Source organism: Streptomyces sp. NPDC017056 (assembly GCF_044332485.1).
Classification (GTDB): Bacteria; Actinomycetota; Actinomycetes; order Streptomycetales; family Streptomycetaceae; genus Streptomyces.
The window spans coordinates 155,510-179,974 of the sequence record NZ_JBIRPD010000015.1 but is presented as its reverse complement, the minus strand read 5'-3'; the positions used below and the strand labels follow the sequence as shown (position 1 = coordinate 179,974).

At 69.2% G+C, this 24,465-nt stretch carries 21 protein-coding genes; 9 read left to right on the top strand and 12 right to left on the bottom strand.

From position 1 onward, the window contains the following. Positions 1–375: 375 nt before the first annotated feature. Positions 376–594, top strand: a complete 219-nt coding sequence (locus ACH4OW_RS26720; RefSeq protein ID WP_398030359.1) for a hypothetical protein — start codon at positions 376–378, stop codon at positions 592–594. Beyond that, a complete protein-coding gene (locus tag ACH4OW_RS26715) occupies positions 591–1,520 on the top strand; it encodes a ribosome-inactivating family protein (RefSeq protein ID WP_398030358.1) in 930 nt (309 codons plus the stop codon). Before ACH4OW_RS26720 ends, ACH4OW_RS26715 begins: the two co-directional genes overlap by 4 nt. Before the next feature lie 126 nt (positions 1,521–1,646). Here the strand turns inward: ACH4OW_RS26715 and ACH4OW_RS26710 are convergent, their stop codons facing one another. Then, positions 1,647–3,809 (bottom strand): SDR family NAD(P)-dependent oxidoreductase, encoded by a 2,163-nt coding sequence (locus tag ACH4OW_RS26710; RefSeq protein ID WP_398030357.1) that lies wholly within the window; start codon positions 3,807–3,809, stop codon positions 1,647–1,649. 56 nt (positions 3,810–3,865) lie between these two features. Between ACH4OW_RS26710 and ACH4OW_RS26705 the strand changes: the two genes are divergently transcribed. Next, positions 3,866–4,414 carry a hypothetical protein gene (locus ACH4OW_RS26705; protein WP_398030356.1) on the top strand — a complete coding sequence of 183 codons (549 nt, stop codon included), beginning with the start codon at positions 3,866–3,868 and terminating at the stop codon, positions 4,412–4,414. 384 nt (positions 4,415–4,798) lie between these two features. Here the strand turns inward: ACH4OW_RS26705 and ACH4OW_RS26700 are convergent, their stop codons facing one another. Next, the gene (locus ACH4OW_RS26700) at positions 4,799–5,707 is read right to left on the bottom strand and encodes an aldo/keto reductase (protein ID WP_398030355.1); all 909 of its coding nucleotides are present in this window, start codon (positions 5,705–5,707) and stop codon (positions 4,799–4,801) included. Positions 5,708–7,154: 1,447 nt separating this feature from the next. On the opposite strand from ACH4OW_RS26700, the gene ACH4OW_RS26695 reads away from it, so the two are divergent. Further along, positions 7,155–7,982 (top strand): S1 family peptidase, encoded by an 828-nt coding sequence (locus ACH4OW_RS26695; protein ID WP_398030354.1) that lies wholly within the window; start codon positions 7,155–7,157, stop codon positions 7,980–7,982. Between the two features lie 412 nt (positions 7,983–8,394). Here ACH4OW_RS26695 and ACH4OW_RS26690 read toward each other — a convergent pair whose 3' ends face one another. The 6 genes from ACH4OW_RS26690 to ACH4OW_RS26665 form a co-directional block, all read right to left on the bottom strand. Further along, complete coding sequence (locus tag ACH4OW_RS26690) at positions 8,395–8,889, bottom strand: tyrosine protein phosphatase (protein WP_398030353.1); 495 nt, start codon at positions 8,887–8,889, stop codon at positions 8,395–8,397. A gap of 67 nt (positions 8,890–8,956) precedes the next feature. Further along, positions 8,957–9,238 carry a hypothetical protein gene (locus ACH4OW_RS26685; RefSeq protein ID WP_398030352.1) on the bottom strand — a complete coding sequence of 94 codons (282 nt, stop codon included), beginning with the start codon at positions 9,236–9,238 and terminating at the stop codon, positions 8,957–8,959. A gap of 113 nt (positions 9,239–9,351) precedes the next feature. Then, positions 9,352–9,561 carry a hypothetical protein gene (locus ACH4OW_RS26680; protein ID WP_398030351.1) on the bottom strand — a complete coding sequence of 70 codons (210 nt, stop codon included), beginning with the start codon at positions 9,559–9,561 and terminating at the stop codon, positions 9,352–9,354. 416 nt (positions 9,562–9,977) lie between these two features. Beyond that, the gene (locus tag ACH4OW_RS26675) at positions 9,978–10,529 is read right to left on the bottom strand and encodes a hypothetical protein (protein ID WP_398030350.1); all 552 of its coding nucleotides are present in this window, start codon (positions 10,527–10,529) and stop codon (positions 9,978–9,980) included. 226 nt (positions 10,530–10,755) lie between these two features. Further along, positions 10,756–12,510 carry a nitrilase-related carbon-nitrogen hydrolase gene (locus ACH4OW_RS26670; RefSeq protein WP_398030349.1) on the bottom strand — a complete coding sequence of 585 codons (1,755 nt, stop codon included), beginning with the start codon at positions 12,508–12,510 and terminating at the stop codon, positions 10,756–10,758. Continuing rightward, a complete protein-coding gene (locus ACH4OW_RS26665) occupies positions 12,507–13,991 on the bottom strand; it encodes a cobyrinate a,c-diamide synthase (protein ID WP_398030348.1) in 1,485 nt (494 codons plus the stop codon). Before ACH4OW_RS26665 ends, ACH4OW_RS26670 begins: the two co-directional genes overlap by 4 nt. A 371-nt stretch (positions 13,992–14,362) precedes the next feature. Between ACH4OW_RS26665 and ACH4OW_RS26660 the strand changes: the two genes are divergently transcribed. After that, complete coding sequence (locus ACH4OW_RS26660) at positions 14,363–15,082, top strand: SCO2322 family protein (protein ID WP_398030347.1); 720 nt, start codon at positions 14,363–14,365, stop codon at positions 15,080–15,082. Between the two features lie 84 nt (positions 15,083–15,166). Here ACH4OW_RS26660 and ACH4OW_RS26655 read toward each other — a convergent pair whose 3' ends face one another. After that, positions 15,167–16,012: a DUF4394 domain-containing protein gene (locus ACH4OW_RS26655; RefSeq protein WP_398030346.1), complete on the bottom strand. Its 846-nt coding sequence runs from the start codon at positions 16,010–16,012 to the stop codon at positions 15,167–15,169. Positions 16,013–16,370: 358 nt separating this feature from the next. Here ACH4OW_RS26655 and ACH4OW_RS26650 point away from each other — a divergent pair, with 358 nt between their 5' ends. Then, positions 16,371–17,615, top strand: coding sequence for a helix-turn-helix domain-containing protein (locus ACH4OW_RS26650; protein WP_398030345.1), 1,245 nt, complete (start codon positions 16,371–16,373; stop codon positions 17,613–17,615). Here ACH4OW_RS26650 and ACH4OW_RS26645 read toward each other — a convergent pair. The 3 genes from ACH4OW_RS26645 to ACH4OW_RS26635 form a co-directional block, all read right to left on the bottom strand. Beyond that, the gene (locus tag ACH4OW_RS26645) at positions 17,584–17,745 is read right to left on the bottom strand and encodes a hypothetical protein (RefSeq protein WP_398030344.1); all 162 of its coding nucleotides are present in this window, start codon (positions 17,743–17,745) and stop codon (positions 17,584–17,586) included. The two genes, ACH4OW_RS26650 and ACH4OW_RS26645, sit on opposite strands and share 32 nt — an antisense overlap. A 422-nt stretch (positions 17,746–18,167) precedes the next feature. Then, on the bottom strand, positions 18,168–18,830 hold the full coding sequence (locus tag ACH4OW_RS26640; RefSeq protein ID WP_398030343.1) for a GDSL-type esterase/lipase family protein: 663 nt from the start codon (positions 18,828–18,830) through the stop codon (positions 18,168–18,170). Positions 18,831–18,897: 67 nt separating this feature from the next. Further along, positions 18,898–20,418: an FAD-dependent oxidoreductase gene (locus ACH4OW_RS26635; RefSeq protein WP_398030342.1), complete on the bottom strand. Its 1,521-nt coding sequence runs from the start codon at positions 20,416–20,418 to the stop codon at positions 18,898–18,900. A gap of 170 nt (positions 20,419–20,588) precedes the next feature. Here ACH4OW_RS26635 and ACH4OW_RS26630 point away from each other — a divergent pair, with 170 nt between their 5' ends. The 3 genes from ACH4OW_RS26630 to ACH4OW_RS26620 all read left to right on the top strand — a co-directional run bounded on the left by ACH4OW_RS26630 (position 20,589) and on the right by ACH4OW_RS26620 (position 24,398). Then, positions 20,589–22,865, top strand: a complete 2,277-nt coding sequence (locus tag ACH4OW_RS26630) for a BTAD domain-containing putative transcriptional regulator (RefSeq protein ID WP_398030341.1) — start codon at positions 20,589–20,591, stop codon at positions 22,863–22,865. Positions 22,866–22,898: 33 nt separating this feature from the next. Further along, positions 22,899–23,828 (top strand): hypothetical protein, encoded by a 930-nt coding sequence (locus ACH4OW_RS26625; RefSeq protein WP_398030340.1) that lies wholly within the window; start codon positions 22,899–22,901, stop codon positions 23,826–23,828. Between the two features lie 168 nt (positions 23,829–23,996). Continuing rightward, positions 23,997–24,398: a hypothetical protein gene (locus ACH4OW_RS26620; protein WP_360129862.1), complete on the top strand. Its 402-nt coding sequence runs from the start codon at positions 23,997–23,999 to the stop codon at positions 24,396–24,398. The last annotated feature ends 67 nt before the right edge of the window (positions 24,399–24,465 follow it).

Here is a 24,465-nt window from a genome sequence, read left to right as displayed (position 1 = left end):
TTCCCTGGCCTTCCCCATGACAATCACCTTCTCACTGCACGTACCTTTTGCTCTCCATTATCCGGTTATTTAAGGGTGGCGCATGGGCTGGAGACACGGCTCCGGGCGCTGACAGCGGACAACCACTCCCTCCGCTCCGGGGCGGGCTTGCGACGCTCACGCCGCAGGCCGACGGGTTCACCGATAGCGGTCCGACAGGCCGGACACGCGCCACCCGGATCCGGCTGTTGCCTGCTCACACGAGAGCACCCTTCGACGCGAGCGGTCAGCGGGCGGGATACCGGCCCATACAACGACATGCCGCGTGGCAAAGCAGGCGCGCCAGGGCAGTTCCTCGCGCCGCTGGGCGACCCTACGCGTTGTCAGGCGCCGCGTATGAGCGCGTCGGCGGCCCGCGGCCGTGATGACCAGCCGAACCAATCCGTTTGGTTCGGCTGGGATCCGCTCGCCGGTGCGCCGATTGCGCGTCTGATCCATCGCGCGAGTGACCACCGCGCAGCGATTCGCATATGTTCGCGTCTGGGCGGTGACACTTCTTTTGCCCCGAAGCAGAACCGGCCCCGGTTCGGCACTTTCCGGCAGGAGAACCTGTGAACGTCCCACTGCCCCGCCTGCTCGCCTCCGCAACCCTGGCCGCCCTATGCGTCGGCACTCCGCTGGCAACGGCCGTCGCCGCGGTCCTGCCCGCCCCGCCCGCCCCACGCGTCAGCACGGCATCGGCCGCAGCGCCCGCTGTCCACCCCAACCCCTCGCTACCCAACCTCAGGACCGCCGGCTCTGGCGCCTACCGCGCCTTCGTCAAGGCACTGCGCCTGCGCGCCACTGACGGTCAAGTCTTCTATCGGGGCATGTACAGAACCCGGCCCGCAGCCACCAACGACCTGTTTCCAGTCCACCTGAGAACTTCCACCAACGTCGCCATCGATCTCGTAGTGCGTGCCAGCAACCTCTACGTCGTCGGCTGGTACCTGCCCGCCACCAACACCTTCTGGGCTCTCCAGGACACCCCTGCGCCCCACTACAGCCCCAATCACAACACCACGCGCGCAAGTGTCGGGTTCGACGGCAACTACGGCACCCTCCAGCGAAAGGCCGACACCACCCGCGGGGACGTTGGCCTCAACCGTGCCGGTCTCGATCAGGCCGCCATTGACCTTGCCAGAGCCTCCGATACTGGACAGCTCAATGGAAGGTCGGCTTCCAGGGCCCTGCTCACCCTTGTTCAGGACACCAGTGAAGCCGCGCGCTTCACCAAGATCGAAGACCTCATCGCGCGCAAATGGACCGGCACCACCGAGCAGCGCCCGTTCATTACGGCATTGGAGAACGACTGGGATGCATTCTCCACCTGGGCGATCAATAAACACAAGGGCAAGGAGACCCGTCCCCACTCCGTCTACAACATCACCGTCGCCACCCTCGCCGACGCCCAGAAGTACCTCAGCATCGTGAACATGAGCCGAGAATCTCGCGTCGGGAAGCGGCGACACCTGCCCTCGCCGACGCCACCTGCTGCATGAATTTCGATCACATACTTGCTGGCAGCGCATTTACCGGTTTGCACGCCAACCTCAAGCGGTGGACCTGGCTATGAGTAATCGGTGTCGGCACAAGGGTGTTACCGGCCGGAGGTTGAGGAGGCGCGATCAGCTCATCTTCATTGCGCCGCTGATGAATTCGCCGAGCCAGGCATTGGCGGCGGTATAGGCGCCCTGGCCGGGGCTGCCCAGGACGGAGGCGATGGAGGAGAAGCCGACCCACCAGTCGAGGTCCGCGTCCAGGGTGGCGTGGTGCAGGTGCCAGGCACCGTTCACCTTGGGCCGCCAGACGCGGTCGAGCAGGTCGTCGGTGATGCGTGCGGCGGTGGCGTCCTCGACGACGGACGCGCAGTGCAGGACGCCGCGCAGCGGGTAGCCGTCGGCGGCCGCGGCTGCCACCAGCCGGGGTGCGGTGGCCGGCTCGGCGATGTCCCCGTTGACGACGTCGACGCGGGTGCCCGCGGCCCGCAGGTCCCCGATCACCCGCTTGGCATTACGGCCCGGCCGGGGACGCCCGGTCAGCACGATATGCGGCGCGCCATGGTGGGCGAGCCAGCGGGCGGCGAGCAGTCCCAGTCCGCCCAGACCGCCGGTGATGATGTAGCTGCCGTCCTCGCGGACGACGGCTACGTCGTGCGGCCGGACCGGGACGATGAGGCTGCCCTGGTCGGGCCAGGTGAGGACCAGTTTGCCGGTGTGCTGGGCGGCGGCCATGGTGCGGAAGGCCGCCGCGGCGTCCCCGATCGGGTAGGTGGTCACCGGCAGCAGAGGCAGAGCACCGTGGTGCAGCGCGTCGGCAACTTGCGCGCACAGTGTCTCCGCGAGCCGGGTGTTGTGCCGGCCTACCGCCAGGATGTCGACGCTGCTGAAGCTGATGCCGCGACGGAAGGGCAGGAGTCCGAGCCGCGTGTTGGCGTAGATGTCTTGCTTGCCGAGTTCGACGAACCGGCCGTACGGCGCGGGCAGGTCTAGGCTCGCGCTCTGGGCGGGCCCGGTGAGGGCGTTGACGACGACGCCCACCCCGTGTCCCTGGGTGAGGTCGCGTACTTGGCCGGCGAAGTCCAGGGGGCGGGAGTCCATCACGTGGCGTACACCTTGGCGCCGTACGAAGGCGCGTTTGCCCGGGGTGCCCGCGGTGGCCAGGACATGGGCACCGCGGGATTGGGCGAGGTGGACGAGGGCAAGGCCGGTTGCCCCGCTGGCGGTGTGGACCAGGACGGTTTCGCCGGGACGCAACCGGGCCAGGTGGTGCAGCGCGTACTGGGCGGTGAGGTGGGCGAAGAGCAGCGCGGCGGCGTCGGGCAGGCTCGTGGTATCGGGGACGGGCAGGGTCAGGCCGGCGCGGGTGCGGGCGAAGGAGCCCATCGTGCTGCCGAGGACCCAGGCCGCGACCCGGTCACCGGCCTGCCGGTCGGTGACGCCCTCGCCCACTGCGGTGATGACTCCGGCGCACTCGAACGTGTCGCACGTCGGCCCGTCGCCCGGTGCGCGGAAACGGTCGTAGACGCCGAGGGCCTTGAGCACGTTGATGAAGCTCAGGCCCGTGGCCTGTACGCGGATCTCCACTTCGCCAGGGGCCGGCGGGCGGCGGCGCTCGGCGACGAACCGGAAGGAGCTCAGGTCGCCGGGGTGCTCCAAGTCGAGGGTGACGGCATCGCGGGCCCGGTCGGCCAGGGTGTGACGCAGATCGTTGTTTCCCAGCGGCTCAGTCGCCAGCCGTGCCGTGTACCGCTGACCGTCGCGGTAGGCGATGTCGTCCTGCTCGGTGGGACAGGCCAGCAGTTCGCGTGCCAACACCGCGGCAGAGGTGCGGGCGTCGATGTCCACCGTGGTCGGATGCAACTCGGGATGCTCGTAGCTGAGGGTACGCAGCAACCCGCGGGCCCCCGCCTGCCCCAGGTCCGGGACGTCGTCGGGGCGTACGCACTGCGCGCCGCGGGTGATGACCCACAGGCGCGGCGGGGTGGTGTGCTCATCGGTCAGCAGCGGCTTGACGGTCTTGTTCAGGAGGTGGCCGACGGTCTGCCGAGCGTGGTCAGGCACTGAGTCCGCGCCGCTGTCCTGGGCAGTCGGGAACATCACCACAACACTGCTTGGACGGGCACTGTCTCCCGTCACGCTGTTGCGCAGGGCGTCGAGGAGTGCGCGCTGCACCCGCTGTTCTTCGTCTGACGCGCTCAGTTCGGCGACGGTGGAGGCGCTGCCCTGAGCCCCCAGGGCTTCCGCCAGGTCGCGCGCGGCACTGCCGGTTCCCGAGGCGTCAAGCACCATCCAGTCGCCGGAGGTCACAGGGGCGGCCGCGGGCAGCGACGCGGGGTCACCAATGGGTGAACCTGGGCACCGCCACACCGTGGAGCAACCCCTCGGCGTTCATCCAGGACATCAGCAGGATCGTCCCCCACTGGACCGACGCGTCCTTGGCAGAACTCAACTTCGGCGTCGCCCTGATGACCCTGCTGCGCTACTCCTCCCAGCGCGGCATCCAGATCACTCCGTTGACCTCCGTCGTCGGCAAGTCGGTCGCGAACATCGAAGGATCGGTGCGCTGCCTCTACCCCGAACTGAAACTGTCCACCGCCCTGCACGGCACCCTCCAGGACGTCATGCAAGACCTCATCCTGGAAACACTCTCAGGAGAACAAGCCGCCCAAACGGCTCTGCACCTGCTGAGCACCCTGACCCAGGGCCCCGCACAATTGCAGGCTTCCCTGACCGACCTCTCCACCCGGCAGCTCACCCTCCAGACCCGCAACAACCCGGGAGACCCCATACAGGCAGGGCGACGCCACAGAGGTGTGGCCCCTATCAACACCTTGCCGGCACTTGCCATGGGGGCTGCATACCTCCGGGCACGACACCGGAAGAAGAACTGCTGACGGCTGGGAGCAATATTGGTAGTCCACCGCATCACCCCGCTTCCGTCCCGCCCGGAAGCAAGCAAACCCGAAAGGCACTGCCGACAGGAATGCCCAGCCAGAGCAGCGAAGCGCAACACGACCCGTTCGCCCGCGAGCACATCCGCGCCACCTGGAGCGGGACCGCGAGCGGCGAGCCGGAGCACAACGGAGTCTCCAAGCCATCGTGAATAACTGCACGAGGACGCCCCGTCGGAGCACGGCACGACAGAAGCACCTCACGCGTCACGGGCGTGTCACCAACCGCGTAGGCACTCTCGCAAGTCGTCCAGCAGAGGTCCGGGATGCGGCGTCAGGTTTCTGTGGAAGCCGGCCTCCTTACCGGGGCCTTCGGGGATGGCATGGTCATGCGGTTGCCTGGTGGACGGAGTCCAGGGCAGCCAGTTCGTTATCGGTAAGGCGCAGGGCGCCGGCGGCCACGTTCTGGGCGAGGTGGTCGAGGTCGCCGGTGCCGGGAATGACCAGGACGTGCGGGCCGCGGTGCAGCGTCCACGCCAGCCTGACCTGGGCGGTGCTCACCCCGCGGGCGTGGGCGATGGCATGCACCGTGTTGTGGTCGTTCGCAGGTGCGCCGCCCTCGCGTCCGCTGCCGGCGATCGAGTAGAACGGCACGAAGGCGACGCGTTGTTCGCCGCACAGGCGCAGGAGTTCCTCCTGCTCGGGTGATGCCCCGAGGCCGTACATGTTCTGGACGCAGACCACCGGCGCGATGGCCTGGGCCTCGGCGAGGTGGTGCGGCTGGATGTTGGACAGGCCCAGGTGGCGGATGAGTCCGGCGTCGCGCAGTTCGGAGAGTGCGCCGAAGCGGTCGGCGATGGAATCGGTGCCGACGATGCGCAGGTTGACCACGTCGAGGTGGTCGCGGCCGAGCTGGCGCAGGTTCTCCTCGACCTGGCCGCGCAACTGCCCGGGGGTGGCGTGCGGCAGCCAGTCACCGGAGGGGGCGCGGCCGGGGCCGACCTTGGTGGTGATGACGAGGTCGTCCGGGTAGGGAGCCAGGGCGCGGTTGATCAGCTCGTTGGCACAGCGCAGGGGCGAGAAGTAGAACGCGGCGGTGTCGATGTGGTTCACTCCGAGCTCGACCGCCCGACGCAGCACCTTGATCGCCTGGTCGCGGTCGCGCGGTACGGCGTTGGGCGCGAACGCCTCGCCGTGCTGGGGCAGGCGCATCGTGCCGAAGCCGACCCGGTTGACCGTGCGGTCGCCGAGCTTCCAGGTGCCCGATGCCGCTGCGGTGATCGTTTGTGAGTTCATGGTGCGATGATCGGTGCACGGTGACCTGGCAGGCCATTGTTTAAATCATGTCTGAATCCGAGGTGCGACTGCCGTGGCAGAGCTGGCGTTCTCGGCGAGTGATCTCGCGCTGGTCCGGTTCGCCATCTCGCCGGTGCGGGAGGTCGCGCCCAGCTTCCGACTGCTGATGTCGAACACTGCGCATCCGGCCCACCGATCCTGGTACGAGCAGGTGCAGCCACGCGTGGCGGCTGCCGGGCTGGGCCGGGGTGGCTTGCCTAACTGGTCGGCTCCTCCGGCTGCGTGCCCGACTTCCTTACCCCGGCCCCGCCGGACCGGCTCCCGCACCGGCGGCAGAGTGGGATGCGATCTTGGGCACGCCCGCCGACCGGGTACGCCAGGACCTCGACCACCTCGCCCGCCACCAGGGGGCACCTCGGCCCACGGCTGGTGAGCCTTCACGCCGCCCCGCCCTCCCATCTGGCCAAGGTCACAAAAGAGATCGCAACGTACTGGGAACTGGCACTCGACCCCTACTGGGCACGGATAGGGGACGTACTGGACGCCGACATCTTCCACCGGGCCCGCACGGTCGCCGAGCACAGCGCGGGGCACCTCTTCAACGTCCTGCACACGTCGGTGAGCTGGAGCGACAATGCGCTCAGACTGGTCCGCCGGAGATGGGACATGCCCCGGGAGCCCGCAGGCGCGGGACTGCTGCTGATCCCGTCGGCGTTCACCCGCCCCGGTCTGCGCACCAGAGTGCAGCCGCCAGACCCGCCCCAACTCGCCCACCCGGCCCGTGGCGTCGGCACGCTATGGGAGGCACGGCCTGCCATCGGAGCCCCCGCCCCCGCCCCCGTCCCGTCCTCGGCCACTCGCGTACCCTGCTGCTTACCGAATTGGAGGCCCCGGCCTCCACCACTGAACTGGCCCACCGGACGCGGCTTTCGGCGGCAGGAGGCTCCCAATACCTCTACGCCCACACCGCTGCTGCCGAGACTCTCCTCAAGGCCGCCTCCACCTGGGGCTTCGGAAACCGGAAGCCCCCCGAAAACTTCCGAAGTCGACCACCCAGCTTCGCTCCTTTCCCTGCCGGTAAAGGATCGCCGATCATGCGGCGGTTTTGACTGCTGGATGAGGCATACGTCCGTCGACCACGCCAGGCTCGCCGTCCGCGCCGGATGGCGTCCGTCAGCCTGTGCCACCCTGCCGTCCTGCTGTCCTGCCGCCCTGCCGTTCTGCCGTTCTGCCGTTTCTCCGGCTAGGTGTGCTGTCCCGGCACGTTGGTGAGCAACCCGGACGGGGCGTCGCGCCGGCCGCACGCGGAACGTGCCGACCTGGGGTTTTCCCTACCCTGGATGGGCCTGTTGACCGAACCCCGGACACGCCCGCTAACCGGATGGATCAGCTCCTCTTGTTGGCGGAGGCTGAACGTGTCGCAAACGCTTATCCGATCGGAGAACCCGTGTTCAGCCTGAAGTCCTCGCGCCGCACAGTGGCGCGCACCGTCGCGATGGCCCTGGCAGGCGCGGCGGGCGCCGCCATGATGTCCGGCAGCGCCGAAGCCATCGTCAACGGCAAGGATTCCACGCAGCGTTACCCGTCCATGGTGTCGATCCCGGTGACGGGCGTGGACGACCCCACTTTCAAGGGTGTCTGCGGGGGATCGTTGATCGACTCGAAGTGGGTGCTCACCGCGGCCCACTGCGTGGACCCGAAGCTCGTCACCCTGGACGGCACCGTCCGGATCGGCAGCGAGTGGAAGAAGTCCGGGGGCACGGTCCGGTCCATCGCCAAGACGGTGTCCCACCCCGGCTACAAGAACGGCGAGAACGTCGTTGCCAACCGCCATGACCTCGCGCTGATCCGCCTGAATCGCTCGGTCTCCGAGAAGCCCATCCGCATCGCCGACAAGCCGGGGCGGCCCGGCACACCCACCCGGATCCTGGGCTTCGGCACCATCGACGACACCGCTCCCGACCCCACCAAGTTGGTCTTCCCCAACCGGCTCCAGGAGCTCGACACGCGCCGGGGAGCGGTCTCCGAGTGCGCGCCGGGCTACGCGGGCAACACCCGTCTGTGCACGATCAGCCAGGTGCCGAAGGCCATGGCGTGCCACGGCGACTCGGGCGGCCCCCAGCTCCAGCGGGACCGGAAGGGACGCTGGGAACTCATCGGCGTCACCTCGGGCCCGGGCGCCCCCGGCGTACGATGCAGCGAGGGCCCGGGGCTCTACACCAGCGCGCCCGCATACGCGGGCTGGATCCACAAGGCGATGAGCCGCAACGGCTGATCCGGGACACCGATGCCGTGCCGGTGCGCTTCCTCCGCCTCAACAACGCCATGAGCGCGGGTTTTTATACGACTCTCACACCCAGCCCCCGCACCGGATGCGGACAGCCCCGCCCACTGACCGGCCGCACGGAGCGCATCGATGGTCTGTGCGGCCGGCGTGACAACGATCAGAGGTTCTCCGGCGGTTCGGGGCGCACAGCCAGTGCTCCCCGGGTTGCCGTCGCTGCTCGGAGTACCGCCCCTGCCACCCTGGCCGCCACCAACGCTGCCTTCGCCGCCCGGGAGGCCGTGCACGCTTTGTCGCTGCCAGCCCCCTTGCCGCCGGGCTTGCCGCCCCGGCCCCCGCCGGCCGACGGAACCGCTTCTGCCCTGCCCTATAACTTCCCGCCCCTTCTGTGGAATCTGTTTCGTCAAGATGATGCGTGTTTAAGCAGACCCAGTGTCCATTCCCGCTGTTCGGTAGTGTCCGGAACGGGAACGCCCCGGGCTTGTTCGAGCCGATTCCACGCTGTTTCGGGATCGACACCGTTGAGGATCAGAAGTGCAGCGGCAAGGAGGGATGCCCGCCCTATGCCGAAGCGACAGTGGGTGACGACGTGCGCTCCCTCGCGTAGCCGTTCGGCGAGGTCGCGAAGGGTCGGCAGAACCGTGGCGAGATCGGGGACCATACGGTCGGGGATGGGGACTGCGACGAACTGCAGCCCCGCGGCCACGGCTGCCTCGTCTTCCGCCGCAAGCCCGAGTTCGTCGAGTTCGGGCCGGGTCAGCGCACAGACCAGGACGTCAACACCAGCAATACCCAGCGCGGTCATCTCATCCTCAAGCCAGTCCAAGCCCCGGGGCTTGGCCATGGTGCTAAGGCGTCCCGGGCCCGGCAGGTCGACCGTGAACAGGGAAGGTCGCATGTCAGCAGCACTTTCGATCGGTGGGGTCGGTGGGTGATCTGAAGGAACTGCGAGAGGTAGTACACCTCTAGGATCCCGCCACCACGGCCAAGAGGATGAGCAATCCAGAACCGAAAATTATTTGAAGCACCCCGCTGAGGTAGAAGCGTTTACGGAACAGCGGCCATGCCGACAGCCAACAAATAGCAACCAGGACGCACAAGGCGACAACCGGAACTGTCCAGTCGACATCATTGTTCCGTTTTGGCCCCGCCTCACCGAAAGTGAATTCGAAGCCCGTACTTTCGATGGCTGCACCTATCGTTAGGTATGCGACAATCGAGTCGGCAAATAACAGGACAAAAGCCATACCAGTGCCAGAGCATCTATTGCGCTGATGCATTTTCCCGTCTCGGTTTGATCGAGGAGGATCCGCCCCTAGCCTATTCGGCCGAGCTGCGACCTGGATTAACCTTCCGACTTCTATCTGTAGTCCTCCGGGTGATGCTGCATCCAGTCATTAATACGCTTCAAAGTCTGCACTATTTCCGCTTCGTGCTTCACAATCACCTCGCCGGACCGATCGGAAACTTTTTCCTGCGTTTCCTCTATCCATGCCACGGGGGCAGAAAAATGGTCAACCCCCTTGGGGTCGTCATGCATTGCCCGTGACAGGAAGGCGAGGTTCTCCATGGCGCTTTCCAGGTACTCCCCACACGTCTCTCGGGATTGTCCGCACCCTTCGCTGAGCCGCGCCTGAACTCGCGCAAACGCGTCTCGGACTTCAGGTGGCTTCGCAGGGCGTTCGCGGGCCGGAGCAGATGCTTCGGAACAGGCAGACGCAAAGAGGGCCGTCGTGAGGACTACCGCAGAGACGAGAGCGGTTCGGCCTCGTTTCGCGACTTGGTGGGTAGCAGGTAACACGTCACTCCGATCTGGAGGCCCGTGGCGGACCATGTGTACGCGGAGAAAGCTGTGCAGGTCACAAGGAATACGGGTCAGCCATCAGCCACCCAGGTGACCAGGTGGCCATTTTGACCGTCCGAGGGCTGTCTCTTCATGACCGCGGCTCGGAGTACGTAGAGCTGCTTGAAGAGTTGGCGGTCTGGTCAGCTGATGGCTTGTGGAGTGGTCAGGGATCGGGCGAAGTCGGCGAGCGTGTGGAAGTCGTTCTCTCGTAGGCCGACCCGAGGGTTGACGTGATGCAGAAGCCCGGGCCCCCGGTGGTGGGCGGTCACGTATGTCTGGTCCAGCTCGCTCTGTTCGTCGTCCACCCAGGCGAAAGGACGGCCGTTGGCGTAGTTCACCAGCGGGCCGGTCTTCCAGTGGACTCCATCGGGACGTTCTTGGAGCAAGACGTCGCCGAAGTCGACGAAGGGAAGTTCAGGAAGGCCGAGTACCGGTGCAATCCACCGGTTGGCGTCGTCCATCCATGTGGTGGCCCAGCACAGCTCGAAACCGAGTCCGAGCAGGAACCGCCCGTGCTCCGGGTTGAGCCAGACCCGCAGGGGGCGCCGCCGGGAGGAGAGGCTTCTGTGCTCCTCATGGGCGCCGTTCCGCGGGACTCTGCGTGTGGTGTAGCCGTCAGGACGCCTTTCCGGCTGGGCCGCATAAGGGTTGAGCGGGCCGTCCACGTCGAGGAACAGCAGTGGTCGGTTCACGATGTCCCCCGGTCTGGCTCACTGTCGTCTGCTCCGGTCAGCATAGCTGTGGAGATAGCTGTGGAGATCGTGTCGGCAGAAGCCGTTCCGAGCAGTGATGATTACGGTGTGGCGAGTGTGATCATGGGCGTGCCCCTGGGGAGGCAGATCGAGGACGGGGACCCCCGCCGCGCCGGAGCTAGCCGGCGGGGTTCCTTATCTCTCGTAGTGGGGGTGGGCGTACTGGCTAGCAGGTGTGTGCTTCTTCCTGGCACGGCTTGAGGATGGTGGTGGGGTCGAAGAAGCGGGCCGAGGGCTTGGCGCGGACGTCGCCGGTGGTGATGTCGCGGATGACGATGCCCTCGTTCTCAGTGAAGCTGGGGTCCGCCTTGTAGCCGCCGAGGTAGACGCCCTCCGGGCCGGACTTGTTGGCTGTGACAATGTGCAGGTAGTCGCCGGTGCGGCTCTTCCAGAGGGCGCTGCGGACCGGATCGCGCCAGTCGGTGTTCATCGCGACTACGTCGACTCCCATGTGGGCGAGGACTTGGGCGGTCTCGGGCGGCATCATGTCGACGTCCTGCATGAGGGCGAGCCTGGCGTAGTCGCGGTCGATGACAAGGTAGTCGTTCGACAGCCGGCCCTTGGGGAGCGTTTCGCCGCGCTTGTGGTGGGTGCGGTTGTAGTCGTACGACTGCCCCGTCGAGGCGATCAGGGTGCTCTTTGGCACCTCGGTGCCGGTGGCCGGGTAGTGGATGAGCAGGTCGGTCCCGTTTCCCGTCGCGAACGACTTGAGCTTCGCGAGGCCAGCCGTGTCGGAGCCGGGGAAGTAGTTGGCCGGAAAGACGATCAGGCGCAGCTTCTTGCCGGATGACTCGGCCTGGGATGTGGCCTTGGTCGCCGCATCGAGGGCTGCCTGCCAGGGTGTTGCGCTGGGGCCGGGGTCGACTGCGGCGGCGGTGAAGGTGGTCGGGTCAGGCTGGTGGAACTGCTTTTGCGTGTACGGCTCCAGGGTGTCCTGGCCCATCAGGGAGTACATCGCGGGTTTGCGCTCCACCGGGAAGGTCCGCGACGCGCGCACGGGAATCTCGCCGTAGCCGATCTGATCGGACTGGCCGCTCACGTCCGCGAGGACCTTGCCGTCATGGGTCATGATGATGCTGCGCGACCCGTAATCGAAGTCGTAGGGGAACGGTGACGGCACGGTGAAGGTGTTCTGCGTGAACACCTCGGGCTTGGTTCCCTTGGTGCCCTTGCCCCAGCGGTTCGCGACAATCATGGAGAAGTCGTTCTCGAATGTCCGGACGCGAACGAAGTCGGTGTCGATCCCGACGTTGGCGGGCGCGATCAGGATGTTCGCTCCCTGCACCGCGGCCGCTCTGGGGAATTGGGAGTTGAACATGTCGGAGCAGATGACCAACGCCATCCTGCCGTATTCGGTGTCGAAGGTCGGGATCGGTTCGAAGCCGGAGGCGTTGTACGAGGATTCGATCAGGTGGTTGCGCTTGTGATAGACGCCGCGGACCTTGCCGTCCGGGCCGAGGAGCACGGCCGAGTTGTAGTACCGGTTCGTCTCCGGCTCGTAGACGGGCATGCCGAACGCTATGTAGGCGTGATGCTGTCCGGCGACAGCGCCGAGTGCTTCGGTCGTTTTTCCGGGGACCTGCTCCGCGGCCTTTGACATCTCCGCGCGGCTGAAGAAGGAGTAGCCGCTCGTGGCCATCTCCGGCAGCACGATGAGCTTGGCGCCCTTGCCGGCTGCCTGGTTGGCCAGTTCGACCATCTTGGCGCGGTTGTTCTCGACCTTCCCTTCCTCCGGGGCGAAGTGAATTGTCGCGGTCTTGAGGGACTTGGGTGCTGGGGATGCGTTCGCTGCGGCGGCGCTCGTGGGTTCGTGGCCCGGCAGCAGGGGAATCAGCCCTGCCAGTACGGCCGCCACCACGGTCGACCGGATCCGGTGGCGACGGAACAGCGGAATCCGCTTCAAGGATGTCTCCGATCTCATACGACGGGCACCTTCTTCGAGTACCTCAGAGCAGCACTCAGGAAGTTGCGCGGGATTTCCGGGTGCATGCTGAAATGGAGATGGATGTAGCTGGCCGCTACGTTGTCGAGCAGGAAGCCTGCACGGCGGCGTTCACCCGTGCTCGTGGTCACCTCGTACAGGTTCGGTTCGATCTCGGCAGCGGTGATACGGGACTGGTGAAACTCCTGACCGCGGGCTCGCTGCCCCGCCTCGCCGAGCGGAGACAGCGTCTGTGTGCGCACATCGACGTAGTGGATGGCGAGGTACCGACGGTCCATCACCACGTCGATCGGGAGGATACCGGTCATGGTCGCGGCTTTTCCGTCGAATCCGGTCAGCGACCGGGCGAGGTACATCATCCCGCCGCACTCCGCGTAGATCGGCATTCCGTGACCGGCGCGCGTCCTCAGCTCGTGCGCCAGTGAACGGTTGGCAGCCAGCTCTGCGGTGAAACTCTCCGGGTAGCCACCGCCGAGGTAGACCGCGTCGGCGCCGTCCGGCAGTTGGGAATCGACGGTGGGCCGGAACGGCACCAACGTGAACCCGGCGTCCTCCAACGCGCGCAGGTTCTCCTCGTAGTAGAAACAGAAGGCGGCGTCCCGGGCCACCGCCAGTCGTACGGGGGACGCACCGGGGCCGATTCCGCGTGGCGAATGGAGTGCGGATGTTTCGCCAGGGTCAGGCATGGCGGTGGGGTCAGGCAGTGCGGCGGGGTCGGGCGGTGCAGCGGGGTGGGGCAGTGCGGTGCGGGTGGTTGCCAGCAGCCGGTCGACATTCACCGTGCGGCCGGAAGCGATTTGTGCGGCAGCGCGTTCCGCGGCGGCGGTCGGGTTCTCTTCGACCGTGGTCAGCCCGAGGTGCCGCTCGTCGACACGCAGATGCTCGCTGCGCTCGACCCAGCCGGCCACGAGTTCGCGCAGCTGGCCCGGCAGCGCGGCGAGCACCATCTCGGCGTGGGTGCGGCTGCCGACCTGGTTCAGGACGCAGGCCGCGATCCGGACCTCTGGGTCGAAGGCCATCAGGCCGCCGAGCACGGCTCCGGAGGTGCGGGTCATTCCCCATACGTCCATGACGACCACGACGGGAAGTCCGAGGAGCTTGGCGATATGCGCCGCGCTCCCCTTCTCCGTGCCGTTCTCCCCGTCGTACAGCCCGCCCATGGCCTCGATCACGCACACATCCGCCCCCGCGGACCAGCGACTGAACGAGCCGCGCACTCCCTCGGCCCCCATCATCCACAGGTCCAGATTGATGGAGGGGCGTCCGGTGATTTCCCGGTGATATCCGGGGTCGATGAAGTCAGGGCCGATCTTGAACGCTTGCACTTTCAGGCCGCGTTCGCGCAAGAGGCGCAGCAGAATGGCCGTAACGGTTGTCTTGCCTGCGCTGCTGTGCGTCGCGGCGACCACGAATGCGGGCCGCGACCGCGGTGCGGGATCGGTGCTGGCCGTGTTCTTCACTGCTGCCCCTCCAGAACAAGCCGGATATTCCGTGCAGTGACGCAGAGTACAGCGCAGAAGCCAGCGCAGGAGGCAGCGGTGAAGAGGTTGATCCGGGGGCGGTCAGGGCAGTCAGGGCGGTCAGCTGGTCGATGCTTCTTCACCGGCCGCCGGCGACGCGGCCGCAAGAGTCATGATGCGGGATATCGGGTCACCGGTGTGCGGCGGCCGGTTACGTACACTCCGTTCCAGCAAGCACCAGGAGCTCCGCTGGAAGCACCTTCTTTCCGTAACCCTCCGTAGCCCTCCATAGCCCTCGGTCGCCCTCCATATCTCTCCGTAGCTATCCGCATCAGTCCGCAGCTCTCCGCATCAGGCAGGCGAAAGGCACCGTGAAACGCAGCGTCAGACCCGTCACTTACAGCCTGGCCACAACAGTCACCGCAGGGGCCCTCGCGCTGACCGCCGCAGCGCCCGCCCACGCCGCCGACTACCGCTACTGGTCGCTACGGCACGGAGACAACGGCAGTTGGCGCACCACAGCCGAGGGGCCGGGCACCTACCGTCCTGCCGATGGCGCTGTTGAAGGGCTGCGCTTCGCCGTCTTCCGAGCAGAGACGAAGGAATCCGTCGTCCCCCGTGCCCCCGCCGACTTCGAGGCGATGTGCGCCTCCACCCCGGCGAAGTCGGGCACCAAGCGGGTTGCCTTGGTCCTGGACTTCGGTACGGCACAGGACGCCCCGGACGGGGAGAGGCCCCCGTCGGTACGTACGCACTGCGTGCAGTTGCCGCCGGAAGCCACCACCGCGGAGGCGCTGGCCAAGGCCGCGCCTCCCCTGCGGTACGGAACTTCGGGGTTGTTGTGCGCCATCGCGGGCTATCCGCGGCGCGGCTGCGCCGAAGCCGTGACCGACAGCTCCGAACGCGCGAGCGGCAGCGACGTCCCTCGCGGTAACGGTTCTCGCAGTAACAGTCCTCGCAGTGACAGCTCTCGCAGTGACAGCGGTTCAGGCGGCGGGCCGTCCGTGGGGCTGCTGCTCGGAGGTGGCATCGTCGTTGCCTTGGTCGGCGCAGCCGCGTGGCAGGCCCGGCGCCGCCGCAACACCTCGTGAACGTATCCCAGTGGCACGGGCCCGTAGCGGTGGCGCGCCGCGGCCCGGTGGTGGTTGGGACGCGGCGCGGGCACGGGTGACGGGTCAGGTGCCGGTGAGGGTGATGGCCAGGTCGGTGATGTTCAAGGGGAACTGGGCGATGGGGGTGGCCTGGCCGGTGAAGACGTTGATGCTGTAGAGGGACGGGGTGCTGGCGCCGTTCGGGGTGAGGGAGGCGAAGGCGGCGTTGTCGACCGTCTTGCCGTTGGACAGGGTGCTGTAGATGTCCAGTCCGGCGTTGAGGCCGGCGTTGATGCCGAGGTTGCCGGTCGGCACGAGTGTGCCGCTGTTGGCCGGGGACTGGAGGACGGCCTGGTCGCTGGTCGTGTTGATGTCGACCAGGGTGGTCCCGGTGGCCGCGTTGAGGTCGTTGTTCGTGTATGCGGCGGCGGTGACGCCCTTGGTCGTGCCCTCGATCGGCGGGGTGTTGAGGTTCTGGTCCTGAGTGGTCGTGTGGTCGTTGAGGTTGTGCCGCAGGTTCTGGCCGGTGTCGCTGATGACGCGGAGCCGGTCGGCGGCCGGGTTGAAGTCGACGCCGAATGTCGTGCCGTGCAGCGCGTACTGGAGCTGGGAGACCTTGGTGACCTCGACTTCCGGGGTGGCCGGCGGGGTCTTGATCGTGTAGATGCCGCCCTGGTTGCCGACGCCGTACAGCAGGCCGTTCTGCACTCGGAAGTCGATCCCGATCAGGCCCGTGTCGCCGCTGAGGCCGGTGACGACCCTGACCCAGTCGAGGACGTTGGGCCGGTCGGTCGTGAACATGGCCATCAGGGTGCCGTCGCCGCTAATCCCGAACGCCCGCAGGCTGGGGGCGGCGGGCGCGGCCGAACCCGTACCCGGCGTGCCGAGCACGAGCGCCGCCGACGTGACCATGACCGCAACCGCCGCCATGGTTCTCTTTCTCGTGCCAGCTTTCATCGGAGCATCCCTCCCATTTGGGCGAGCGCCATCGTGCGGCGCCTGGCTGAGAATTTGCGTACGCCGCCCGTACCGATGACCGCGGACCTGCCGAAATCGCGCCCGGAATGACTGCCGCGGTGCCCCCCACGGGCGTGTACGTGGTCCTCATTAAGGCCGTTTCACGGCTCCTCCACAAGCGGAAGAGGTGACGAGAACGCCTCGCTTCGGGAACTTTGCGCACTGTGACAAAAGCCTGGCCGCTCTGCGTACCGCCGATTTGTGCGCAGTGATGAACGCCGTCCGGATACCGCCTGTCGGCCGGTTCGGCCGCAATGGCATGCTCGCGCCCGTGGGAAGCCTGTTCGTCGAACTGGCCCGGCAGGCGTCGGCCAACGCCCGCCGGGAGGTCGAGGCGTACACGCGCGAGATCCCGGAGTTCGGCTTCCTGGACAAGGACGCCCGGGCGCGGGCCGAGACGCTGGAGCACGCACTGTGGCTCCGGCGCCGGACCATCGAACTCTCGCCGGACAGCAGCCCGTTGACCGGCGACGACCTCGGCCACATCGCCTCGATGGGGGAACTGCGGGCCGGGGCGGGCATGTCGCTCGACGCACGGCAGCGGGTCCTGCGGCTACACACCGCGCTCATGCTGCGCGAGATCAACGAGGCGACCGATGCCCAGCGCGGTGGCGGTGTCGAGGAACTCATGCGCATGGTGCAATGGTTCGCCCCGCAAGGAGAACGGGGCATTGGCGCCTACTGTCAGGGATTCGTACGGGTACTGCGCCGCCGGCTGCGCTATGCCGAGCAGGTCGCCCTGTTGACCCGGTCGCTGCTGAACGGAGATCCGCTATCGGTGGAACTCGCCTCGGCCGTCGAGATCGAATTGGCGGAGTGCTGGGTGGTGACGGTATTCCGGATGCCGGTCCGTCCCGCCGCTGATCGGTTCCTGGACAGCGAGATCGAGACGTTGGTGAAAAGCCATCAGGTGCCGGTTATGTGGGGGCCGGAGGGCGGAGACGGGAGTGGTGAGCTGATCGCCCTGGTTCCCCTGATTTCCGGTACGGCGGGGGCGGAATCCGTACCTGCGCACGCCACGCCCGACCTCTTGCCCGAGCTCGCCCCCGGCCACCTGCCCGAACTCGTACGGGACTTCGCCCGGGCCATCGGCCGGCCCTGCGCCGTCGGCACCGCCACCGCACCGCCGCCCGAACTGGCCGACGCCCTCGCCCGGGCCCGACGCATCAGCCGGGCGGCCCCGCTGCGCCCGGCGTCCGCCCGGCTCCGGCCGCACACCTTGGCCGACGTGTTCGTCGAACTCGCCGCCGCGGACGTGCCGTGCGTCGACGCATGGCTGCGCGACGTGGCCCGACGTCTGGACTCCGGGCCTGACCTGCTCGTCACCCTCGACGCGTACTACCGCCACGACATGCACCGCGGCGCCACGGCGACCGCCCTCAACGTCCACACCCGCACCCTGGACTACCGCCTCCGCCGGGTACGGGACCTCACGGGCATCAACCCGGGCTCGACGCGGGGCGTGCGCACACTCAGCGCGGCCGTCACCCGGCGCCTGTCGGGAGCGTGGCGCTGAACCGAAGGCGCTCCAGTTCGGCTTCGACCCGGTCGTGGACGCCGCCGCGCCGGTGGGTCACCTGCACCGTTCCGGTGTGGTCCCGTACCAGCACGAACTGCATGGCGCGCTGCCGCCGCAGCGTGTCCACCCACCCCGCGATCGACAGGTCTGCCCGACATGCTCGCGCAGACAGGAGACCAACACCCGGTTCGACGATTGGATCACGGCTACCTCCAGGGGCCGGCCCGATCCCTTGGGGGCGCGGGCGGGCCAAGGGCCCAGGGTGAACCGGGGTTGGCGCAGCCTCTTACGCACGCGCATTGGCCGGTATCACGGAACAGGGGTAGCAGCCGATGCCGGATGTGTCGCGGTGATCCTGGACTCGCTGTGGGCCGAGGGTGGCGCCGCGATGATGGCCGACGGGTACGCCAGGGCTTCGGAGCGGTTCGGTGTGGTCGCGGCCGACGTGCTGTTCGCGGGGACGTCAGCCCCCGCGCTCGCCCTCCGGCGATCCCGTGCGCCGTTGGGGTGCGTCCTCCTCACCCGTAAACCCCGCCCGCAGCGATACGGTCACTCGACCAGGCGCAGCCAGGCAGCCGCGAGTGCGGCATGGCCGGCCGGCGTCGGGTGTACGCCGTCCTCGGCCCAGTGTTCCGGTGCGGTTGTCGCGGCGAGTTCGGCGAACATCCGGTCGGCGGCGAGCAGTTGGGCACCGTACGTGCCGGCGAGTTCGCGTACGGCCTGGATCTTCGGGCCCAGGTCGGCGCGCCATTCCTTCCGCTCTTCCTCTCCGACGCGCACGTCACCGGCTTCGACGACGCCGTGGATCGGCAGGAGGAACGGCTCGATGAGGATCAGCTCCGTGCCCGCCTCGGCGAGGGGCGCGAGCAGGCGGTCGTAGCCCGCCTGGAATTCCTCCACGGGGATCACGCGCCCTTCCGGGTCCAATGTGTGCCAGCCCATGTCGTTGACCCCGACGAGGATCGACACCACGTCCGGGCGCGCGTCGAGCACATCCGCCTGCCACCGGGGTTCGAGGTCCCTCACCTTGTGGCCGCCGGTCCCGGAGTTCAGCCAGATCACGGGCCGGTCCGGGTGCCTGAGGCCCCACTCCCCCGCGATGCGCAGCGGGTAGCCGAAACCGAGGCCGTCCTCGCTGTCCAGCCGCCGGCAGTCGGTGATCGAGTCGCCGGTGAACATCACCGTGGTTCCCGGGCGGAGGGTGATCGTCATGTGTGCTCCTTGACATGCGGGGCTGGGTTGGGAAAGGGGACGGTCCCCTGCGTAACGGAGTGGCGGCTCAGGTTTTCGGGCCGCCGAGCCACTGGTCGGCGGCCCGATCGAACGCCGTCCGGTCGAAGTCGCGGTCATCTGCCCAGGCAACGATGCCGTCCGGCCGGACGAGCACGGCGCCCAGTCCGAGGTCGTTCTTCGCCGTCCCGGCCGCGTAACGCAGGCGGCTGAGGCGGGACGCCGCCGGTTCACGCAGTCGGCGGTCGGTGCTGAAATCGAGCGCGACGGCTCGCCCGTCCTGCAACAGCCCGCCGAGGCGGGTGCCGTCTCCGAGGCGGAAGTCGGGGGCGTTGCGGCCGGTCAGCGGGTGCTCGCCGCCCAGGTCGCAGCGGATCGACGTGCCCGACACCTTCTCGTACACGTGGGTCGTTCCGTCACGGGTGCCGAGCAGGTCGCGGATCAGTGCCTGGACCGCTTGGCCGTGCGGGTCCGGCCGCATCACCGCCGCCTGGGCACGTGTCCAGTCGAGCACCCACGCGCCGACCGGATGCCGCTCGCGGGTGTAGGTGTCGACCAGGCCGTCCGGCGCGTACCCCTGTACGGTTGCCGCCAGTTTCCACCCCAGGTTCACGGCGTCGCCGATGCCGAGGTTGAGTCCCTGTCCGCCGAGGGGCGAGTGGATGTGGGCGGCGTCGCCTGCGAGCAGGACCCGCCCGAGCCGGTAGGTCGTCGCCTGCATCGCCCGGTCGGTGAAGCTCGACACGCGGTGGACGTCGCTCAGCGTCACTCCGGTGCCGGACACGCGGCGCAGCACCGCCTGGAGGTGGTCGCGGGTCGGCTGCCGCGAGCGGTCGAACGCGCCGCCGTCGAAGTCCATCATCCCGATGTGCCCCTCGGCGGGCATCCGGAGGTACATGCCTGTCGGCGTCAGGTTGATCCCGGGGCTCCACTCGTCGGGGCCGGCGACGGTGGCGAGCATGACGTAACCGGTGAACAGCGGCTCGCTGCCGGTGAATTCGAAGCCCGCGAGGCCGCGGACCGCGCTGCGTCCGCCATCGCAGCCGACCAGCCAGCGCGCCGCGTACGCGTGCCCGCCGGCGTGGGCGACCACGCTCTCGTCGCCCTGCGTGAGGGCTGAGACCGTAACGCCGCGCCTGATCTCCACGCCCAGTTTGGACGCCCGCTCGGACAGCACCGTTTCGATCGCTTCGAGGCTCGTGAGCATGCCGTCCATCGCCGGGTTGGGAAGGCGGAACGGCAGGGCGGCGAGATCGACTTTGGCCGGATCGAGCACCATGCCGGCCAAGTGGCCCACGCCGCGAGGAGGCCGCGGCTCGTCCGCTTCGGGGTACGGGCCGGGAGCGTCGTGGACGCCCGACGCCGTCAGCAGCGGGTCCAGCATCCCGCGGCGGTAGAACGCCTCGACCGACCCGGCGGGCAAGCCCCGCATCCCGAGCGGGTCCGCCCGCCACGGGGAGCCGGGTGCCGGCTCCCGCTCAAGCACCAGGACAGAGCAGCCTGCCAGGCCGAGTTCGCAGGCGAGGAACAGACCGACCGGCCCGGCGCCCACGATCACCACGTCATGCACGACAACTTCCTTTCCGCAGCCGGTTCTCGGCAACGCGCCCAGATTGCTGCGGGCCGCTCACACCGGGCGCACACCGCGCTCACACGAGGTCGCACGAGGTCGCACGGGCACGGCCCCGATGCGAGGGCCCTGTGGTGAGGGCCCGTCCGTGTGCGTGCGACGATCGGACGATGGACGGGGGTGTACGGCTTCGTGTCACGCTGCTCGGCGCCTTTCGGGTGTCTCATGGTGACACCGCCCTGCCCGTACCGGGTGCCCGGTTGCGGGCTCTGGCCGTACGGCTGGCCCTCGCCGGCGGGCACGCGGTCGAGCAGAGCGGCCTGATCGACGCGATCTGGGCCGAGGCCCCGCCGGCCGGCCCCGCCCACGCCCTCCAGGCCCTCGTCTCGCGGTTGCGCCGCGCCCTCGGCTCGGCCGGCGACGTCGCGCAGCTCGCGGGCGGCTACCGGCTGGCCGTTGACGCGGCCGACGTGGACGCGCTGCGGTTCGAGCGGCTCGCCGCCGAAGGCCGTGACCACCTGCGGGCCGGCGCCCCGCAGGCCGCGGCGGCCGCGCTCGGCGAGGCCGTGGCGCTGTGGGGCGACCGTCCCGGCGCCGAACCCACGGTCGTCGCCGCGGTGGCGCCCGCCGTCGCGACCCGGCTGGCCCACGCGTCGGCCGAGGCCGTCGCGGGCCTGGCCGACGCCGAACTGGCGCTGGGCCGGGCCGAGGCGGCCGCCGCCCGGCTGACCGCACTGCTTGCCGAGCACCCCGCCCACGAGCGCGCCGCCGCGTTGCTCGTGGACGCGCTCGCCGCCCAAGGGCGCCAGGCCGACGCCCTCGCCCTGTACGAACGGGTTCGCGAAACCCTGGCCGACGTCCTCGGCGCCGACCCCGGCGCCGCCCTGCGCGAACGCCACCTGCGCCTGCTGCGCGCCGAGCGGCCCGCCACCGACACCGCGCAGGCCGGACGGAGCAACCTGCCCGCGCCGCTGACCAGTTTCGTCGGCCGCGACGACGACCTCGCCCGGATCGGCACGCTGCTCGGCTCCGGGCGCCTGGTGACGGTGCTCGGTCCCGGCGGCGCCGGCAAGACGCGCCTGGCGGTCGAGGCCGCCCGCCGCCACCGGCACGCGTACCGCGACGGCGTGTGGATGATCGACCTCGCCCCGGTCACCGAGCCCGCCAAGTTCGGCGCGGCGCTGCCGGCCACGATCGGGCTGCGCGGCTCGGCGCTGTTCGAGACCTCGGCCGGGCTGCGCGGCGACCCGGTCGGCGAGCTGGACGTGCTGGCGGACCGGCTGGACGGCCGGGAGAGCCTGCTGCTGGTGGACAACTGCGAGCACGTGATCGACGCTGTGGCGCACCTGATCGCGGCGCTGTTGTCCCGCTGCGCCGCGCTGCGGGTGCTGGCCACGAGCCGGGAGCCGCTGGCGGTCGACGGCGAAGCGCTGGTCCCGCTCGGCCCGCTCGCCCTGCCGGGGCCGGACGAGGAGGCCGGGCGGGCCTGCCGTACGGCGTCGGTACGCCTGTTCAGCGAGCGGGCGGCGGCCGTACGGCCCGGCTTCGAGGTCGACGAGCACAACCTCGCCGAGGTGCTGCACGTCGTACGCAGCCTGGACGGCCTGCCGCTCGCGCTCGAACTGGCCGCGGCCCGCCTGCGTACGCTCGCGCTCGCCGACCTGGCCAGCGGCCTTTCCGACCGGTTCCGCCTGCTCACCACCGGCAGCCGGACCGCCTTCCCCGGCATCGCACGCTGCGCGCGGTCATCGCGTGGAGCTGGGACCTGCTCGGTGCGGACGCCCGTACGGTCGCGGAGCGCGTCTCGGTCCTGCCCGGGGGCGTCACACCGGCCTCGGCCGCCGCTGTCTGCGCGGACACCGGGGTGCCTGCCGCCGAGATCCCGGAGCTGCTCGCGGGCCTGGTCGACCGGTCGTTGCTCCAACTCGCGCCGGACACCGGCCGGTACCGGATGCTGGAGACCCTCCGCGAGTACGGCTTGGAGCGCCTGGCAGAGCAAGGCGCCCTGGCCGGCGTGCGGGACCTGGCCGCCCGCCACCACGCCGGACTGGTCGCCCGCCACGACGCGCTGCTCCGCGGCCCCGAGCAGCTCGACGCGCTCCGGGTGCTGCACGCCGAGTACGACAACGTGCTGGCCGCCCTGCGTCATCTCTGCGACACCGGCGACGCCGACGGCGCGACCGCCCTCGCGGTGGACCTGGCCTGGTACTGGCAAACCCCCGGCCGGCACCCCGACGCGGCCTACTGGCTCGGCCGGGCGGTGGCGCTGCCGGTCGAACGGCCGGGCATGCAACGCGACATCGCCGAAGGGCTGCTGGCGCTCAACACCGCCGCCACCCAGGGCTCGCTGGTCAACGACTGGATCAGGGAGCGGCGCGCGGAACTGCGGGCACTGGCCGACCGGTTGCTGGGTTACCCGGAGCTGCCGGGCCTCCGCGGCGTACTGACCGCGCGGGCTGGCCACCCTGGCCAGGGCCGAGGTGCCGCCGGCGGTCCTCCAGCGGCTGATCGACGGGCCCGATGTGTGGCTGGCCGGCATGGCCCGCATGTTCCGGGCCCAGCAGGCCGAGAACGAGGGCCACCTCGACCAGGTCCGCAGCGACGTGCGCGCCGCGCTGGAGTGCTTCGCCCGAGCGGGCGACCGCTGGGGCCCGGCCAAGGCGCTGCCGCTGCGCGCGCTCATCCGGCAGTACGACGGCGATCTCGACGGTGCGCTCGCCGACCTGGACCGGGCCAAACGGCTGGCCCGCGAGTTCGGGTCGCTCAGCCCCGGCGACGAGATCTTCGTCGATCTGCGCCTGGTCGACCTGCACGCGCGGCTCGGTGACACCGCGCGGGCGGCCGAAATGATCGCCGTGGCCCGGGAGCGTGCGCTTCGCTCGGCGGCGCCCGAGACGGCGATTCTGCTCGACGCGCGGGAAGCGGCTCTGTGGGTGCACGCCGGTGACCCGGCCCGGGCACGCGAGCTGGTCGAGTCGGCCGAGGCCGGCCTGACCGAACAGGTCATGTTCGACGGCGACCAGGGGCAGGCGCTGGTCGGCGCGGCGCGGGGCACGCTCTGTCTCGAACTCGGCGACGGGCCGGGCGCCGAAGAGGCGATGGGCCGGGCGTACGCGGCGGCGGTCGACAGCGGGGACCTGCCGATCGTGGCGACGGTGGCGGTGGCGGTGGCCGGTCTCGCCGCGCTGTACGGGCGGCACCGCGACGCCGCCGTCCTGCTCGGCGCGGCGGCGCGTCTGCGCGGCGCACACGACCGTACCGATCCGCAGGTCCGCGCGCTGAGCGGCCGCAGCAGGGCCGCGCTCGGCGACGAGCGCTTCGCCGAGGCGTACGAGAGCGGCTGGTGCCTGGCCGCGGCAGCGGCCCTGGTCAGGGCCGATCCCCTTGGCGCACGGGAGGGGCGGGGGTGATCGCGTGGTCACCGCCGGCCGGCGGCCCCGCCCTCGACACGCCCGTGCGCCGCTTGCCCTGAAATGATCGCCGGACGACCGGCAAAACGATGTTCGGCTCTACGCTCCTCACAGGCGATCACTCCTCACAGGCGATCACTTGGGCGATCAGGGGGTCACGTGGAACACATGGAGCACACGGGACGCAACGGGTCCACGGAACGCGCGGGGCGGGTTCGCCGTCTCGTGCCGGTCCTCGTGGGCGCCGGCCTCTTCGCGGCAGCAGCCGCGGCCCCGGCCCACGCCGCGCCCGGCGAGACCAGAACGCTGTGCGGTTCCGTGGCCACCCCGCCCGGCTGGGTCGACGTGAACTGGGGCAACAGCGGTGCGTGCGGAGTGTCCACCAGCCCCAACGTCAAACTCGTCAAGCAGCTGGACGGCCTGCCGGTCGGCACCCGGGTCGACGCCTGCGCCACCACGCTGCCGCCGCAGGGCTGGCGGCAGGTGAACACGTACCACAACAGTGGCTGCCGGGCGTTCCTGGTCCCGGGAACGCAGCCGAACGCCTGGCTGCTGGAGCGCGTTTCCTGAGGATTCCGGCTTCGGAGTTCCGGCAGAACCGGCCGTAATGAGCCATCGCGCCATGCGGCCGGAATTC